Consider the following 14,250-nt stretch of genomic DNA (forward strand, 5'->3'; position numbering starts at 1 on the left):
CGGTTCGCCTGTGCGCCGGGGGCGCTGCGTACGCTGGACGGCATGACCGATACGGGGGAAGAGCAGGGCGGGGCCGGGCGCGACGGGCCGTGGTGGTGGGACCGGCCGCGGGGGGCCGTGCTCGATGTGGGGCTGGCGGCGGTCTCGGCCGTCGAGTGCGCCGTCGAGGGGGTGCCCTTCGCGCGCGAGGCCGGGCTCCCGGTGCCGGTCGGGGTGCTGTTCGGGCTGCTCGTGGGCTCCACGCTCGTACTGCGGCGGCGCTGGCCGATCGCCGTGGTGCTGGTCGGGATCGCCGTGTCGCCGGCCGCGATGGGCTTCCTGCTCGGGGTGGTCGGGCTGTACACGCTCGCCGCCTGCGAGGTGCCCCGGCGGATCACCGCGACGCTGGCCTCGATGTCGCTGGTCGCGACCCTCGTGGTGATGTACGTGCGCACCAGCGGGGACCAGGGGGCCTCGCAGTCGCTCGTCATCGTGCTGTCCGTGTTCGTGGCGGTGGCGCTGACCGTGCCGCCGGTGCTGCTCGGCCTGTACATAGGGGCGCGGCGGCGGCTGATGGAGAGCCTGCAGGAGCGGGCGGACTCCCTGGAGCGGGAGCTGTCGCTGCTCGCGGACCGGGCGGAGGAGCGGGCCGAGTGGGCCCGTACCGAGGAACGGACGCGGATCGCGCGGGAGATGCACGACGTCGTGGCGCACCGGGTGTCGCTGATGGTGGTGCACGCGGCGGCGCTGGAGGCGGTGGCGGCCAAGGACCCGGAGCGGGCGGCGAAGAACGCCGCGCTCGTGGGGGACATGGGGCGCCAGGCGTTGACGGAGCTGCGGGAGATGCTGGGCGTGCTGCGGGCGGCGGAGTCGCCGAAGCGGGTCCCTGCCGCTGCGGCGGCAGCGGCGGCCGTGGTGCCGGTGGCCGCGCTGGTGGGTGGTTTCGAGGACGGGCCGGGGCCCTCGCTGGCCGAGCTGGAGGCGCTGGTCGGGCAGTCGCGCGCCGCCGGGATGGTCGTGGAACTGGACGTGCGGGGTGCGGGGCCGGGGTACCCGGCGGAGGTGGAGCAGACGGCGTACCGGGTGGTCCAGGAGGCGCTGACGAACTGCCACAAGCACGCGCCGGGCGCGCGGGTGGTGGTGCGGCTGGCCCACCGGGAGGGTGAGGTGGCCATGCAGGTGGAGAACGGGCCGTGCGGGGCGGACGTGGTCCAGCCGGGCCTGCCGAGCGGGGGGAACGGGCTGGTCGGCATGCGCGAGCGGGTGCTCGGCCTGGGCGGTGTCTTCGTATCCGGCCCGACGGACGAGGGCGGCTTCAAGGTCTCGGCGGTCCTGCCGCGCGGCCCCTACGAGGCCGTGGTGAGGCGGGTGGGCTGGAGGCCCGTGAGGAGGAGGGTGAGGGCTTCGTCCACGGCGCCGCCCAGGTACCAGTCGCCGGTGTGGTCGATCCCGTAGACGCGGCCCTCGCGGTCGATGGCGAGGTGGGAGCCGGCGTCGGCGTCGACACCGAGGGGGCAGAGCTCCGTGGACAGGGCGCGGCCGAGGTCGGCGAACGTGCGGGCGAGGTGGAGGCCCGTGAGCGGGTCGAGCCGGACGGGGGTGGGGGCTATCTGGCGGCCGGGGCCGGGCGCGGTGACGTGGAGCCCGCCGAACTCGGCCCAGGCCTCGACCGCGGCCGGGAAGACCGTGTGCCGGTGGCCGGCCGGGGTGGTGTGGTCGCGCAGCGCGTCGGCCCAGAACTCGGCCTGCTTGATGTCCCACCGGCCGGGCTCCCAGCCGGCGGTGCGCAGGGCGGTGTCCACGGCTCCCGGGAAGCGGGTGGCCGAGGAGCGGTCGTAGGAGGCGGAGGAGGTGGTCATGGTGTGGGAGGTCAGGCCTTCTCTGACGCGGGGGTGAGGTCGACGGCGCGTACGCCGAAGTGGGCGAGGAGCGCTTCGCAGGAACGGCAGGGAGGTGCGTAGCTGCCGTGGAGCGGGTCGCCGTCCTCGCGGATGTGGCGCGCGGTGATCTTGGAGTGCTTCAGGGAGCGGCGCGCTTCGCCCGCGGTGAGGGGCTTGCGCGCGGCGCGCCTGCTGCGGGCGCCTTCCGCGGCCGTGAGGTGGCGGGAGAGCAGTATCGCTTCCGGGCAGCGGCCGGTGAAGCGTTCCCGCTGGCCGCTGGTGAGGGTGTCGAGGAAGTCCTGGACGAGCGGGTGCAGGGCGGGTGGCTGGTCGGCCTTGCCCGCGGTGCCGGTGAGGGTCTCGCCGCGTACCGAGAGGGCGGCGGCGACGGTGGGCAGGATGCCGTCGCGGCGGAAGCGCAGGACGGGTGCCACGGGCCGGCCGTCGGTGCTGCTCCAGCGCAGGCGGGGGTCTCCGGCCGCGGACGATCCCCCGGCCGGCTGCCCGGCCGCCGGGTCGCCCTGGTCGCCCGGTGCCGAGGCGCCGTCGGCCCTGTCCGTGCGTGTCGCCGTGTTCTGCATGGTCGCGTCTTCCCTCCCGTGGCGGCGGTGGTGGCCGCTGTCGCGCACGCCCCCGTGCTGAGGGGACAGCCTGTCAAATGTCCCCTGTCGTGTGGAAGCGGGGTCGAATATTCGTATCAATTCGGATGTTCCTGGCCCTCGCGCGGGCGCGGGGGTCGCGTGCGGTCGAGGCTCTTGCCCGACCACATAGGCTGTGGTGCACCAGCCAGATCCAGCAGGGGGCTACCGCCATGACGACAGGTCGGCTCGGGCAGCAGGCCGTGCCACCCAACGCCGCGTACTCCGGGCAGGTCGTGCATTTCCCGGACCCGGTCCGGGCCGCTCGGCATCCCCACGGGGTACGGATGGACGCGGACGGACATCCCGACTTCTCCCCGTACGCGCGCGCGGCGGTGGAGATCGCCGAGCCGCCGGAGGGCTTCGGCGTCGACGAGCTGCGGCTGACGGACTGCGTGTCCGCGAACGCGGCGATGCACGCGGCCGGCCACGCGCTGTGGGACACCGTCGGACCGGTGGCGACCCCGCACGGCTGGACCTGGCACCACGTGGCCGGGACGCGGCGGATGGAGCTGGTCCCGGTCGAGGTGAAGGCGCTGCTGCGGCACCACGCGGGGCTGGCGACGGCCCCGGTCGACCACGGCAAGCGCGGCACACGGCCGTTGCAGGAGCTGCGCCCGGTGCACCTGGGGCTGCCGAAGACGGTCGTGTCCGTCTCCGAGGAGGCCGTGCAGGGCGTCGAGGAGGACCTCGGCTACCGGCTGCCTGAGGCGTACCGCGCGTTCCTGAAGGCGGCGGGCGGCTGCGCGCCGGTGGGCGCCGGGCTCGACGTGGACCTCGGTCTGCTGGTGGACCAGCCCTTCTTCACGGTGCGTGAGGAGGCGGCGGTCAACGACCTCGTGTACGTCAACAAGTGCCTGCGGGACCACCTGACGAAGGACTACCTGTGCGTGGCCTTCGTGCAGGGTGGTCTGCTCGCGCTGAAGGTGAAGGGCGCGGCGATCGGCTCGGTCTGGTTCTCCCCGTACGACGACGCCCGCGACCAGGACGGATGGTCGGTGCAGGAGCGCGTGGAGCGTCTGTTGCTGCCGTGCGGTGCCGATTTCGATGCCTTTCTGGAGCGGTTGGCGGGCAATCCGCCGGAGTTGGAAACGGTGGCCGGTCTGATGGTGGACGGCGGATTCGCACGCTCGGTTCCCGTGTCCGGCGCGGCACCGGTGGAGGGGTGACGGCGCGATGGTGACGTTTGCGCAGGCGCAGGAGCGCGCCGAGGAGTGGATCAACGGGGACGTGCCCGCGTACCAGCACCGGGAAGTGCGCGTACGGGAGTTCGGACTCGGGTTCGTGGTGTGGGCGGAGGACCGCGCGGCCGGTCCGGTGTCCGGTGGCGGCCGGCAGCGGCTGGTCATCGCGCGGGACAGCGGTGAGGTGACGCTGTGGCCCGGACTGCCGGTGGGTGAGGTGATCCGCCGGTACGAGGAGGAGTACGGGGCCGCGGCCGCGCCGGTGGCGGAGGCTTCGGTGCCGACGCCGCGGATCGACTCGGAGCAGACCTCGTTCATGCTGAGTCCGCCGGAGTGGCTGCAGGAGGCGGCGGACCGCGCGGGGATTCCGCCGGCGCCGACGCCTGCGCCGACGCCGCTTCCCGCGGAGCCCGTGGCCGCCGCGCCCGCGCCCGTTCCGGCTCCGGAGCCTGCTGCTCCGGCTCCCGCGCCGGTGGAGGCGGTTCCGCTGCGCCGCGAGGTGCCGTACGAGCCGACCGCGAACGACGGGGTGCCGGCCGGGGCCACGCCGTGGGCCGGGACCGATGTGAACCCGGGAGCCGACGACGTGTCCGTGCCGCTGCCCGCGACGGTGTTCGCGCCGCCGCTCTCGGGCTCGGACCTGGAGGACATGGCTCCGCCGTCCGGCGGGTCCTCGGAGGCCAAGACCGCCCTGATTCCCGGGGGCAGCCGGCTCCCGAAGACGGCGATCGCGCCCGCGCTGGACCTGGGGCCGGATGCGGGCGGCGGTCCGGATTCCGGGTCGATCGCCGACGCGCCGACGAGCAAGGCCCAGGTCTCCCGGCCGGGCGCGGCGCCTGCGACGCCTCCGGGTCCGCCCGGGGCTCCCGGTTCGCTGGGGCGTGGGTTGGACCATGCCGCGACGATGTTGGCGGGTCCTGCTGTCACGGGTCAGCCGCCGGCTCCTCCGGGTCCGCCCGGTGCTCCGGGTGCGGGTCAGCCGCCGGCTCCTCCGGGTCCGCCCGGGGCTCCCGGTTCGCTGGGGCGTGGGTTGGACCATGCCGCGACGATGTTGGCGGGTCCGGCCGTGACGGGTCAGCCGCCGGCTCCTCCGCGACGATGTTGGCGGGTCCGGCCGTGACGGGTCAGCCGCCGGCTCCTCCGGGTCCGCCCGGTGCTCCGGGTGCGGGTCAGCCGCCCGCTCCTCCGGGCCCGCCCGGGGCTCCCGGTTCGCTGGGGCGTGGGTTGGACCATGCCGCGACGATGTTGGCGGGTCCGGCCGTGACGGGTCAGCCGCCGGCTCCTCCGGGTCCGCCCGGTGCTCCGGGTGCGGGTCAGCCGCCCGCTCCTCCCGGCCCGCCCGGGGCCCCCGGGGGCTCGGCCCATCAGGCCGCCACGATGCTCGCCGGTCCCGGCGTACCCCAGCCGCCCGGTCCGCCGGGGGCTCCCGGTGCGCCCGGCGGCGGGCTCGACCACGCCGCGACGATGCTGGCGGGTCCGGCCGTCACGGGTCAGCCGCCCACGCCTCCCGGCCCGCCCGGGCAGCCGCAGGCCGGTCCCGGTCCCGTCGCGCAGACCCCGGCGCCCACCGGTGCGCCCACGGTCGGCCCGGGCTACCAGGCCGTACTGCGCTACCGCGCGCCCGACGGCTCCGAGCAGCAGCTCATCCGGCGTTCCGCGCCCGGTACCCCGCACCCCGAGTGGCAGATCCTGTACGAGCTGCGCGCGATGAACGTGCCGCCGCAGCAGGTGCTGGAGCTCCACACCGAGCTGGAGTCCTGTGAGCTGCCCGGCGGTTACTGCGCCCGGATGATCCGGGAGACCTGGCCGCAGGTCCGGATCACGAGCGTGGCCCCGTACGGCAAGGACCACGCGGGCCGTCAGCAGGGCATGCGGCACCTGCTGACCCATCAGGGTGAGCTGCACCAGGTGGCGGACGGCCCGGCGCGCCCCGCGCCGGTACGGGTGCCGGTGCAGCAGGTGCCACTGCAGCCGGCGATCCCGCTGGACGCCATCGGCGCGGAGCTGGCCGGGGCCTTCGGCCCGCAGGGCGTGTTCCGCTTCGATCAGCGTGCGGTGTCGCGCCAGGGCGTGCCGGAGATCGTGGCGCAGACCCTGGTGTGGGCGGGTCTGCCGACGGACTTCGGTCCGTTCTTCTGGGCGCAGGCGGTGCCGGGCCAGCCGGTGCCGACGCTGGCGGAGCTGGCGGCGCAGCGGCAGGTCCAGCCGGCGTCCGACGCGGGCTCGTACCTGGTGGTGGGCAGCGACTTCGGCAAGGCGCTGTGCGTGCAGTACGGGACGGCGCACATAGTGGCGGTTCCGGTGGAGGCCGGTCCGGGCGGTGCTCCGGTGCCGCCGCAGTTCGTGAACTCGAGCCTGCCGCAGTTCGCCCGCTCGCTGGCGATGCTGGGTCACATGTGGCGGCTGCGGCAGCATCTGACGCCGGAGCAGGCGGGGCGCTGGACCGTCGATTTCCAGACGAATCTGGCGGGGCTGGACAGCGCGGCGCTGGCCTCGCCGGAGAGCTGGTGGTCGGTGCTCCTGGAGCAGATGTGGGACGGGTTGCTCTGATCGGATGATCGGGCGGATGGCCGGGCCGGGACCCTCGTCGGGGGTCCCGGCCCGGCCATTCCGGCTTCTGGCCGCAAATGGCGCATCCTTGACAGGAATCCCCCCGAGAGAGGCGCTTCCAGGATGACTGCACCCATGTCACCTCACGGACCGGGTTTCGCGACCGTGCGAGGTCGCGGCTACCGCACGGAAGAGGTCGACCGGTATCTCGCCCGGCTCTCCGGCAGCCGGGACGAGGCGTGGGAGCGGGTGGCGCGCCTGACGGTCCTCGCGAAGCGGATGGAGGCGGAGGCGGAGCGGCTGCGCGAGGCGGTGGCCGCGCTGGCTCCGCAGACGTACGACGAGCTGAGCGAGCGGGCGCGGCGGATCCTCGCGCTGGTGGAGGAGGAGGCGGACACCGTGCGCCGGGACGCGCGGGCCGACGCGGTGGACGCGATGGGCGCGGCCGAGGCGTACGCGGACCGGGTGGCGGAGCTGGCGCGGCAGGACGCGGACGCGGTGCGCGAGCAGACCGAGGTCCGGGCGCGGCAGGGGCTGCTGCGGGCGGGGCGGGAGGCCGACGCGATCCGGGCGGAGGCGAAGGACGACGCGGCGGAGTGGCGGACGCAGGCGCAGGTCGCGCTCACGGAGATGCGGCGCCGGTCGGACGCGCTGCTGGCCGACCGCGAGCAGGAGCACGTGGAGCGGTGGGACGCGGCGGAGCGGGAGCTGGCGGCCAGGGAGGCCGATCTGGAGGCCCGCCACGCGGAGCTGGAGCGGTACGCGGAGGTCCGGCTGGCGGAGGCGCGCCGCGGGTACGCGGAGGTGGAGGAGTCGGCGCGGCACGGGCAGGAGGACGCGGAGGCGCGGGCGGCGGAGCTGCTGGCGGAGGCCCGGGTGCAGGAGGAGCGGACGGGCCGGGAGACGGAGCGGATCCTGCGCGAGCACGGGGAGGCGCAGGACGAGATGCGGGCGCACATGAACCACGTCCGCTCCAGCCTGGCGGCACTGACGGGCCGGGCCCCGGCCGAGGGCTGACGGCCGGTCGCTCAGGGCTTGTGGCGGGCGTAGTAGCGGGCCACGCGGGCGCGGTTGCCGCAGGCCGAGGCCACGCACCAGCGGCGCCTCGGGTTGGCGGGGAGGAACAGCAGGACGCAGTCCGCCCCCTCGCACTCCCGTACGTCCCGCACCCGGGGGTCCGTCAGGAGTTCGGCCGCGGCGTCGGCCAGTTCCGCCGCGAGCCGCCGGGCCGGGGTGCCCGTACGGTGCGGGGCCGCCGTCAGCCCGGTTTCCCGGGCCCAGGTGAGCTCCGGGCTGCCGGGCCGGGCCGACGCGCAGGCCGACCTCGCCTTCGACTACTCCTCGAACTTCACCCGGTACCCCGTCTGGCAGGCCTGGCTGCGGGCCTCCCGGGTGCCGGTCCTGGTCGTCTGGGGAGCCGGGGACCCGTTCTTCGTCCCGGCGGGGGCCAAGGCGTACCTGCGGGACGCGCCGGACGCCGAGGTGCACGTCATCGACGGGGCGGGGCACTTCGCGCTCGAGACGCACCTCGGGGAGATCGCCCCGCTGGTCGGGGGGTTCCTCGCGAAGCTCCCGTGACTGCCCCCGGCCTCCGGCCTCCCCGTGACAGGGTCTAGCCGGCCGGCCGTGGGGCCGCGGCCGCGGCCGGCTCCGGGGACGCCGCCGCGTGCCGGTACGGGTCGCTGCGCAGGCCGCGGGAGGTGACCACCACCGTGAACGCGGCGGGTGCCCCGGCGGCCGGGAGCCGCGCGGTCAGGATGCCCGTCGCCGGGTCGTACTCGGTGGGCAGGACGGTGGAGTCGAGCTCGACCCGGGCCTCCGGGCCGAAGCCGCCGCCCTCCACGACCAGCGCGCCGTCCGCCGGCACCACCCGCGTGATCACCGGATTCGCGCGCGTGGCCATCTTGTTCACCAGGTACGCCCCGGCCGGGGCGCCCGTCAGCGCCCAGATCTCGGCGGGGAGGCGGGGGAGCCCGCCGCCCACGTCGGAGAGGAAGAACAGCACCACGTAGAGCATGGTGACCGCGCTGAGCACCACGTACTGGAGGTCGACGAGGTCGGTGCGCCCGCTGTCGTTCGCGATGAGCTCGCGCAGCGGCCGCTGCCCGGAGCCGGTGGGCTTCGGGGCGGGCTTGGCCATGCTGCCGTTCTCGACCCGGATCCCGACGACGGTCTTCGCCGCGATCATCGCCACGTAGGGGCCCCCGAGCAGTGGCAGGTACACCGTGGTCAGGGGGGACAGCGGGCCGCGCTCCCCGGAGAACCAGCCGACGCCGCCGCCCGCGGTGAGCCCGTACGCGAGGATCGTGAGCAGGAGCCAGACCAGGATCACCGTCCAGGCCAGGGCCAGGGTGGTGGAGGTGGAGAGGCGGCCGTCGCGGCCGGTGACGAACCCCGGGTGGCGGCGCAGCCGCAGGCCGATCGGCCCGGCCAGGGCGGCCAGTAACGCCAGTGCGAAGAGTGCGGAAGCCATGTCGTCCCCCCGGAAACGGATCTCGGATGCAGGACTCGAGGTCTACTCCGTTGACCGGGGTCATGACAAGCGGGACCCGCGTGGGACAGCCCTTAGGTGTCGGTCCGCGCCCGCTCCTGGTGCTCCTCCAGGATCGGGAACCGCCGCGGTGCCACGAAGAGCAGGACGAGCAGCGCGGCGACCGCCGCGGCGGTCGCGCCGAGGAAGACGTGGTCCACGGCGGTGGCCACCGACCGGCGCAGGTAGTCGGCGGCGGGCCGGGGGATCAGGTCCGGCCGGTCGAGGGCCTTGGACACGTCGTCGAGGTGGTCCGGCAGCCCGGACACCGGGGCGTGCGCCAGCCGGGCGGCGATCGTCGCGTTGGCGACGGCGCCGAGCAGCGCGGCCCCGAGGCTCTGGCCGACCTGGCGGCAGAAGAGCACGGAGGCCGTCGTCGTGCCCCGCTCGGACCAGCCCACGGTGGACTGGACCCCGACGATCAAGGGCAGCTGGAACAGGCCGAGGGCCGCGCCCAGCAGCAGCATGACCAGCGTGGGCTGCCAGGGCCGGGCGGGGTACGGGAGCAGCGTGAACGAGAACAGGATCACGGCGGCCAGCGAGATCCCGACGGCGGCGGAGTTGCGGAAGCCGATGCGCCGGTAGACGTGCTGGCTGAAGGCGGCGGACACCGGCCAGGTGAGGGTCATCGCGGACATGACGAGCCCGGCGCTGACGGCCCCGAGACCGAGCACGGACTGGGCGTAGGTGGGGACGAAGACCATCGGGGCGATCATGAGCACCCCGAGTGCGCCGAGGGCCAGGTTCACGGCGGCGATGGTGCGCCGGCGCCAGACCCACCCCGGAATGACCGGCTCTGCGGCCCGGCGTTCGATCCGGACGACCACGGCCGCCAGCAGCGCGCTCGCGCCCAGCAGTCCGAGGGAGGGCGCGGACAGCCAGGGCCAGGCGACCCCGCCCTGCACGAGGGCGAAGAGCAGCAGGCCGCCGCAGGCGAAGACGCCGAGGGCGCCCGCCCAGTCGATCGGGCCGCGGCGGCCGGGGGACCGTACGGGTTCCACGAGGTGGCGGGCCAGCATCCACAGGGCCAGGCCGCCGAGCGGCAGGTTGATCAGGAAGATCCAGCGCCAGTCGGCGTACGAGGCGATGAGCCCGCCGAGCGCCGGGCCGGCCACGGCGGAGGCGGCCCAGACGGAGGACATCCGGGCCTGGATCCTCGGGCGGTCCTTGAGCGGGTAGAGGTCGGCGGCCAGGGTCTGCACCGTGCCCTGCAGGGCGCCGCCGCCCAGTCCCTGCACGAGGCGGAAGGCTATGAGGGCGGCCATGTTCCAGGCGAGCGCGCACAGCAGTGAGCCGAAGACGAACAGGGCTATGCCGAAGAGGAGCACGGGCTTGCGGCCGAGGGTGTCGGAGAGCTTGCCGTAGACGGGGAGCGTGACGGTGACGGCGAGCAGGTAGCCCGCGAAGAGCCAGGAGAAGACGGAGAAGCCGCCGAGGTCGCCGACGATCTGCGGGACGGCGGTGGAGACGATGGAGCTGTCGAGGGCGACGAGTGCCATCGCCAGCATGAGGGCACTGACCAGGGCGGTACGGGGCGTCCGCGCGCTCGGTGCCGCCGCGCCGGTCTCCGGTCCGGTCCCCGGTCCGCTGCCGGTGCGTTCGCCCGTGCTCTCCTCCGCGCCCACCAAGATCCTTTCACCGTGCACGTATCCGCGGGGAACACCTTCTCACCGCGGGGTATCCGGCGGTATCCCCCCGGTATCCCCCAGAGGTGATCCGCCAAAGGGTGCAGAACCCCTAGGGGTTGCTCCTCACAAGGGTCCAGGGGTCATTCGTCCCGGCGGAGGAGGAGGTCCGCCCGGCGAGGTCCTTAACTGGTTCCTACGGGCAGGGGTGGGGTTAACCCCCCGGTGGATACGGCGATGGGCACCAGCGCGCCGGGCGCCTCCGCCCCGCAGACTTCACGACGGCAAGACAGCGGAAACCAGCCAGGTGCGCGGCAGCGCAAGCGGCGAATCAACGAGGGGAAGCACCGTGACAACGGCTATGACCGAAACCAGGCACGGGGGTACTGGAGGGCATGAAGCCGTCGCGGCCCGGGCGCGCAAGGTCGTCAAGGCCTACGGCGCCGGGGAGACCCGCGTGGTCGCCCTCGACGAGGTCGACGTGGACATCAAGCGCGGCCAGTTCACGGCGATCATGGGCCCTTCCGGCTCCGGCAAGTCCACGCTGATGCACTGCCTCGCCGGCCTCGACACGGTGACCAGCGGGCAGATCCACCTGGACGACACCGAGATCACCGGGCTGAAGGACAAGAAGCTCACGCAGCTGCGCCGCGACCGGATCGGCTTCATCTTCCAGGCCTTCAACCTGCTGCCCACGCTCAACGCCCTGGAGAACATCACGCTCCCCATGGACATCGCGGGCCGCAAGCCGGACGCGGAGTGGCTGAACCGGGTCGTCGAGACCGTCGGCCTCGCCGGGCGCCTCAAGCACCGCCCGACCGAACTCTCCGGCGGCCAGCAGCAGCGCGTGGCCGTGGCCCGCGCCCTCGCGGCCCGCCCGCAGATCATCTTCGGCGACGAGCCCACCGGAAACCTGGACTCCCGGGCCGGCGCCGAGGTGCTCGGCTTCCTGCGCCGCTCGGTGGACGAGCTCGGCCAGACCATCGTGATGGTCACGCACGACCCGGTGGCCGCCTCGTACGCGGACCGAGTGATCTTCCTCGCCGACGGCCGGATCGTGGACGAGATGTACGCGCCCACCGCCGAGCAGGTGCTCGACCGGATGAAGGACTTCGACGCGCGCGGGCGGACCTCGTGAGCGCGGGCACCGTACTGAAGACCTCGCGGCGCAACTTCGTCGCGCACAAGGGGCGGATGGCGCTCTCGGCCGTCGCGGTCCTGCTCTCCGTGGCCTTCGTCTGCGGCACCCTGGTGTTCACCGACACCATGAACACCACCTTCGACAAGCTGTTCGGCGTCACCACCGCCGACGTCACGGTCAGCCCGAAGGAGGCCAAGGGCGGCGAGGACAACCCGAACCGCGGCAAGCCCGAGATGCTGCCGGCCTCCGCCGTCGAGCAGGTGCGCAAGGCCGAGGGCGTCAAGAGCGCCGAGGGCGCCGTCGTCTCGATGTCGGTCACGGTCGTCAACGCCGAGAACGAGAACATGGGCTCGACCACCGGCGCCCCGACCATCGCGGGCAACTGGAACGACAACGAGCTCAAGTCGATGAAGATCACCTCCGGCCAGGCCCCCCGCGGCCCGACCGAGATGATGGTCGACGCAGACACCGCGAAGAAGCACCACCTGAAGCTCGGCGACGAACTGCGCACCATCGCCATCACCGGTGACATCCGCGCGAAGATCAGCGGTATCGCCACCTTCACCGTGACCAACCCGGGTGCGGCGATCGTCTACTTCGACACCGCGACCGCGCAGGAGAAGCTGCTCGGCGGCCCCGGCCTCTTCACGCACGTCAACGTCACCGCCAAGGACGGGATCGGCGACGAGCAGCTGAAGACGAACGTCGCGACGGCCGTCGGCGCGGACACGTACAAGCTCCAGACCGCCAAGGAGTCCGCGGACGCCAACCGCAAGGACGTCGGCTCCTTCCTCGACGTCATGAAGTACGTGATGCTCGGCTTCGCCGGGATCGCCTTCCTCGTCGGCATCTTCCTCATCTTCAACACCTTCTCGATGCTGGTGGCCCAGCGCACCCGCGAGATCGGCCTGATGCGCGCCATCGGTGCCGACAGCGGCCAGGTGCTCAAGTCCGTGATCGTCGAGGCCTTCCTGCTCGGCCTGGTCGGCTCGGTCCTCGGGGTCGGCGCCGGCGTGGGCCTGGCCGTCGGCCTGATGCAGCTCATGGGCCAGATGGGCATGCACCTGTCCACCGACGACCTGACCGTCGCCTGGACCACCCCGGTCGTCGGCCTGGTGCTCGGGATCATCGTCACCGTCGTCTCGGCCTTCATCCCGGCCCGCCGGGCCGGCAAGGTCTCCCCGATGGCCGCCCTGCGCGACGCCGGCACCCCCGGTGACAAGAAGGCCGGTCGCATCCGGGCCGCCGTGGGCCTGGTCCTCACCGGCATCGGCGGCGCGGGCCTGTTCCTCGCCGCGGCCGCCGACAAGGCCGCCGCAGGCTCGCTCTGGCTCTCCCTGGGAGTGCTGTTCACCCTCATCGGCTTCATCGTGATCGGCCCGCTGCTCGCCGCCCTCGTGGTCCGGCTGCTCTCCGGCATCGTGCTGCGGCCCTTCGGGTCCGTCGGCCGCCTCGCCGAGCGCAACGCGCTGCGCAACCCGCGCCGCACCGGCGCCACCGCGGCCGCCCTGATGATCGGACTGGCGCTGGTCGCCTGCCTGTCGGTGGTCGGCTCCTCGATGGTGGCCTCCGCCACCGACGAGCTCGACAAGTCGGTCGGCGCGGACTACATCGTCCAGTCCCAGACCGGCCAGCCGATCATGCCGCAGGCCGAGCAGGCGCTGCGCGCCACCCAGGGCCTGGACCACGTCACCGCGTACCGGGAGGTGGAGGCGAAGATCACCGCCCCCGACGGATCCGTGAAGGAAGACGGCATCAGCGTCAACGACCCCACGTACGCCCAGGACGTCCGGCGCAAGATGATCGCCGGTGAACACGCGGCGGCGTACGGCAAGGACGCGATGTCGGTCGGCTCGATCTACGCGAACGAGCACCACGTCAAGGTCGGCGACGAGCTGACGGTCGCCTTCACCGGCGGCCGGACCGCCAAGCTGAAGGTCGCCGCGATCACCTCCGACGAGGGCAACCTCGACAAGGGCGTGATGTACATCAGCACCGCGACCGCCGAGCAGTTCCTGCCGGCCGACCGGATGCCGCGGCCGTTCATGCTGCTGGCCAAGGCGGCCGACGGCAAGGCGGACGCCGCGTACACCGCCGTCAAGGGCGCGCTCGCGCAGTACCCCCAGTACCAGGTGCAGAACCAGACCGACTACAAGAAGTCCCTCAAGGACCAGGTCGGCCAGCTGCTGAACATGGTCTACGGGCTCCTCGGCCTCGCGATCATCGTCGCGGTGCTGGGCGTCGTGAACACCCTGGCCCTCTCGGTGGTCGAGCGGACCCGCGAGATCGGCCTGATGCGCGCCATCGGCCTCTCCCGCCGCCAGCTGCGCCGCATGATCCGCCTGGAGTCGGTGGTCATCGCCCTCTTCGGCGCCCTGCTCGGCCTGGGCCTGGGCATGGGCTGGGGAGCCACCGCGCAGCAGCTGCTCGCCCTGGAGGGCCTGAAGGTGCTGGAGATCCCCTGGCCGACGATCATCGGCGTCTTCGCCGGGTCGGCCTTCGTGGGCCTGTTCGCCGCACTGGTCCCGGCCTTCCGGGCAGGGCGGATGAACGTACTGAACGCGATCGCGAGCGAGTAACCGGCTCGGCGTTCGTTCGGGGGACCGCCGGCCCCGGCCGGCCCTTCGGGGCCGTCCGGGGCCGACGGCCGTCCCCGCGCCCCGCGGTGGCCGCAATCCCCCGCGCGGGGGACCGGGGCGCGTCGTAGGGTGGGAAGCCCCGGC

The 14,250-nt window shown here is 73.7% G+C and carries 11 protein-coding genes and 1 pseudogene; 7 read left to right on the forward strand and 5 right to left on the reverse strand.

Translation table 11 applies throughout. The features are described 5' to 3' along the window. The first annotated feature begins 42 nt into the window (after positions 1-42). A complete protein-coding gene (locus K7B10_RS24320) occupies positions 43-1,434 on the forward strand; it encodes a sensor histidine kinase (protein ID WP_229339074.1) in 1,392 nt (463 codons plus the stop codon). Here K7B10_RS24320 and K7B10_RS24325 read toward each other — a convergent pair. Both K7B10_RS24325 and K7B10_RS24330 read right to left on the reverse strand, forming a co-directional pair. After that, entirely contained in the window at positions 1,326-1,838 is a 513-nt protein-coding gene (locus K7B10_RS24325) for an SUKH-3 domain-containing protein (RefSeq protein ID WP_229339076.1), read from the reverse strand. The two genes, K7B10_RS24320 and K7B10_RS24325, sit on opposite strands and share 109 nt — an antisense overlap. A gap of 11 nt (positions 1,839-1,849) precedes the next feature. Then, on the reverse strand, positions 1,850-2,440 hold the full coding sequence (locus K7B10_RS24330; RefSeq protein ID WP_229339078.1) for a YwqJ-related putative deaminase: 591 nt from the start codon (positions 2,438-2,440) through the stop codon (positions 1,850-1,852). A 230-nt stretch (positions 2,441-2,670) separates the two neighbouring features. On the opposite strand from K7B10_RS24330, the gene K7B10_RS24335 reads away from it, so the two are divergent. The 3 genes and pseudogenes from K7B10_RS24335 to K7B10_RS24345 all read left to right on the forward strand — a co-directional run bounded on the left by K7B10_RS24335 (position 2,671) and on the right by K7B10_RS24345 (position 7,248). After that, positions 2,671-3,666 (forward strand): SMI1/KNR4 family protein, encoded by a 996-nt coding sequence (locus K7B10_RS24335; protein WP_229339080.1) that lies wholly within the window; start codon positions 2,671-2,673, stop codon positions 3,664-3,666. A 7-nt stretch (positions 3,667-3,673) separates the two neighbouring features. Next, positions 3,674-6,231, forward strand: a pseudogene (locus K7B10_RS24340) (SUKH-4 family immunity protein). Positions 6,232-6,366: 135 nt separating this feature from the next. After that, positions 6,367-7,248, forward strand: coding sequence for a coiled-coil domain-containing protein (locus tag K7B10_RS24345; protein ID WP_229339082.1), 882 nt, complete (start codon positions 6,367-6,369; stop codon positions 7,246-7,248). Positions 7,249-7,259: 11 nt separating this feature from the next. On the opposite strand, the gene K7B10_RS24350 is transcribed toward K7B10_RS24345, so the two are convergent. After that, entirely contained in the window at positions 7,260-7,400 is a 141-nt protein-coding gene (locus K7B10_RS24350) for a CGNR zinc finger domain-containing protein (RefSeq protein ID WP_229339084.1), read from the reverse strand. Between the two features lie 112 nt (positions 7,401-7,512). On the opposite strand from K7B10_RS24350, the gene K7B10_RS41335 reads away from it, so the two are divergent. Further along, positions 7,513-7,809 (forward strand): alpha/beta fold hydrolase, encoded by a 297-nt coding sequence (locus tag K7B10_RS41335; protein WP_229339086.1) that lies wholly within the window; start codon positions 7,513-7,515, stop codon positions 7,807-7,809. A gap of 34 nt (positions 7,810-7,843) precedes the next feature. Here the strand turns inward: K7B10_RS41335 and K7B10_RS24365 are convergent, their stop codons facing one another. Both K7B10_RS24365 and K7B10_RS24370 read right to left on the reverse strand, forming a co-directional pair. Further along, positions 7,844-8,704, reverse strand: coding sequence for a hypothetical protein (locus tag K7B10_RS24365; RefSeq protein ID WP_229339089.1), 861 nt, complete (start codon positions 8,702-8,704; stop codon positions 7,844-7,846). A gap of 92 nt (positions 8,705-8,796) precedes the next feature. Beyond that, the gene (locus K7B10_RS24370; protein WP_229339091.1) at positions 8,797-10,386 is read right to left on the reverse strand and encodes an MFS transporter; all 1,590 of its coding nucleotides are present in this window, start codon (positions 10,384-10,386) and stop codon (positions 8,797-8,799) included. Positions 10,387-10,747: 361 nt separating this feature from the next. On the opposite strand from K7B10_RS24370, the gene K7B10_RS24375 reads away from it, so the two are divergent. Beyond that, complete coding sequence (locus tag K7B10_RS24375) at positions 10,748-11,524, forward strand: ABC transporter ATP-binding protein (protein ID WP_267501453.1); 777 nt, start codon at positions 10,748-10,750, stop codon at positions 11,522-11,524. Positions 11,525-11,580: 56 nt separating this feature from the next. Next, positions 11,581-14,106, forward strand: coding sequence for an ABC transporter permease (locus tag K7B10_RS24380; protein WP_229345349.1), 2,526 nt, complete (start codon positions 11,581-11,583; stop codon positions 14,104-14,106). Positions 14,107-14,250: the final 144 nt, after the last annotated feature.

Origin of the sequence: Streptomyces flavotricini (assembly GCF_020639365.1) — a bacterium.
GTDB lineage: Bacteria > Actinomycetota > Actinomycetes > Streptomycetales > Streptomycetaceae > Streptomyces > Streptomyces flavotricini.

Excerpts from the sequence above, each read along its gene's own strand:
- K7B10_RS24320 (WP_229339074.1), top strand. The coding sequence starts at position 43 with ATGACCGATACGGGGGAAGAGCAGGGCGGGGCCGGGCGCGACGGGCCG.
- K7B10_RS24325 (WP_229339076.1), bottom strand. The coding sequence starts at position 1,838 with ATGACCACCTCCTCCGCCTCCTACGACCGCTCCTCGGCCACCCGCTTC.
- K7B10_RS24365 (WP_229339089.1), bottom strand. The coding sequence starts at position 8,704 with ATGGCTTCCGCACTCTTCGCACTGGCGTTACTGGCCGCCCTGGCCGGG.
- K7B10_RS24345 (WP_229339082.1), top strand. The coding sequence starts at position 6,367 with ATGTCACCTCACGGACCGGGTTTCGCGACCGTGCGAGGTCGCGGCTAC.
- K7B10_RS24335 (WP_229339080.1), top strand. The coding sequence starts at position 2,671 with ATGACGACAGGTCGGCTCGGGCAGCAGGCCGTGCCACCCAACGCCGCG.
- K7B10_RS24375 (WP_267501453.1), top strand. The coding sequence starts at position 10,748 with ATGACCGAAACCAGGCACGGGGGTACTGGAGGGCATGAAGCCGTCGCG.
- K7B10_RS24330 (WP_229339078.1), bottom strand. The coding sequence starts at position 2,440 with ATGCAGAACACGGCGACACGCACGGACAGGGCCGACGGCGCCTCGGCA.
- K7B10_RS24380 (WP_229345349.1), top strand. The coding sequence starts at position 11,581 with ATGGCGCTCTCGGCCGTCGCGGTCCTGCTCTCCGTGGCCTTCGTCTGC.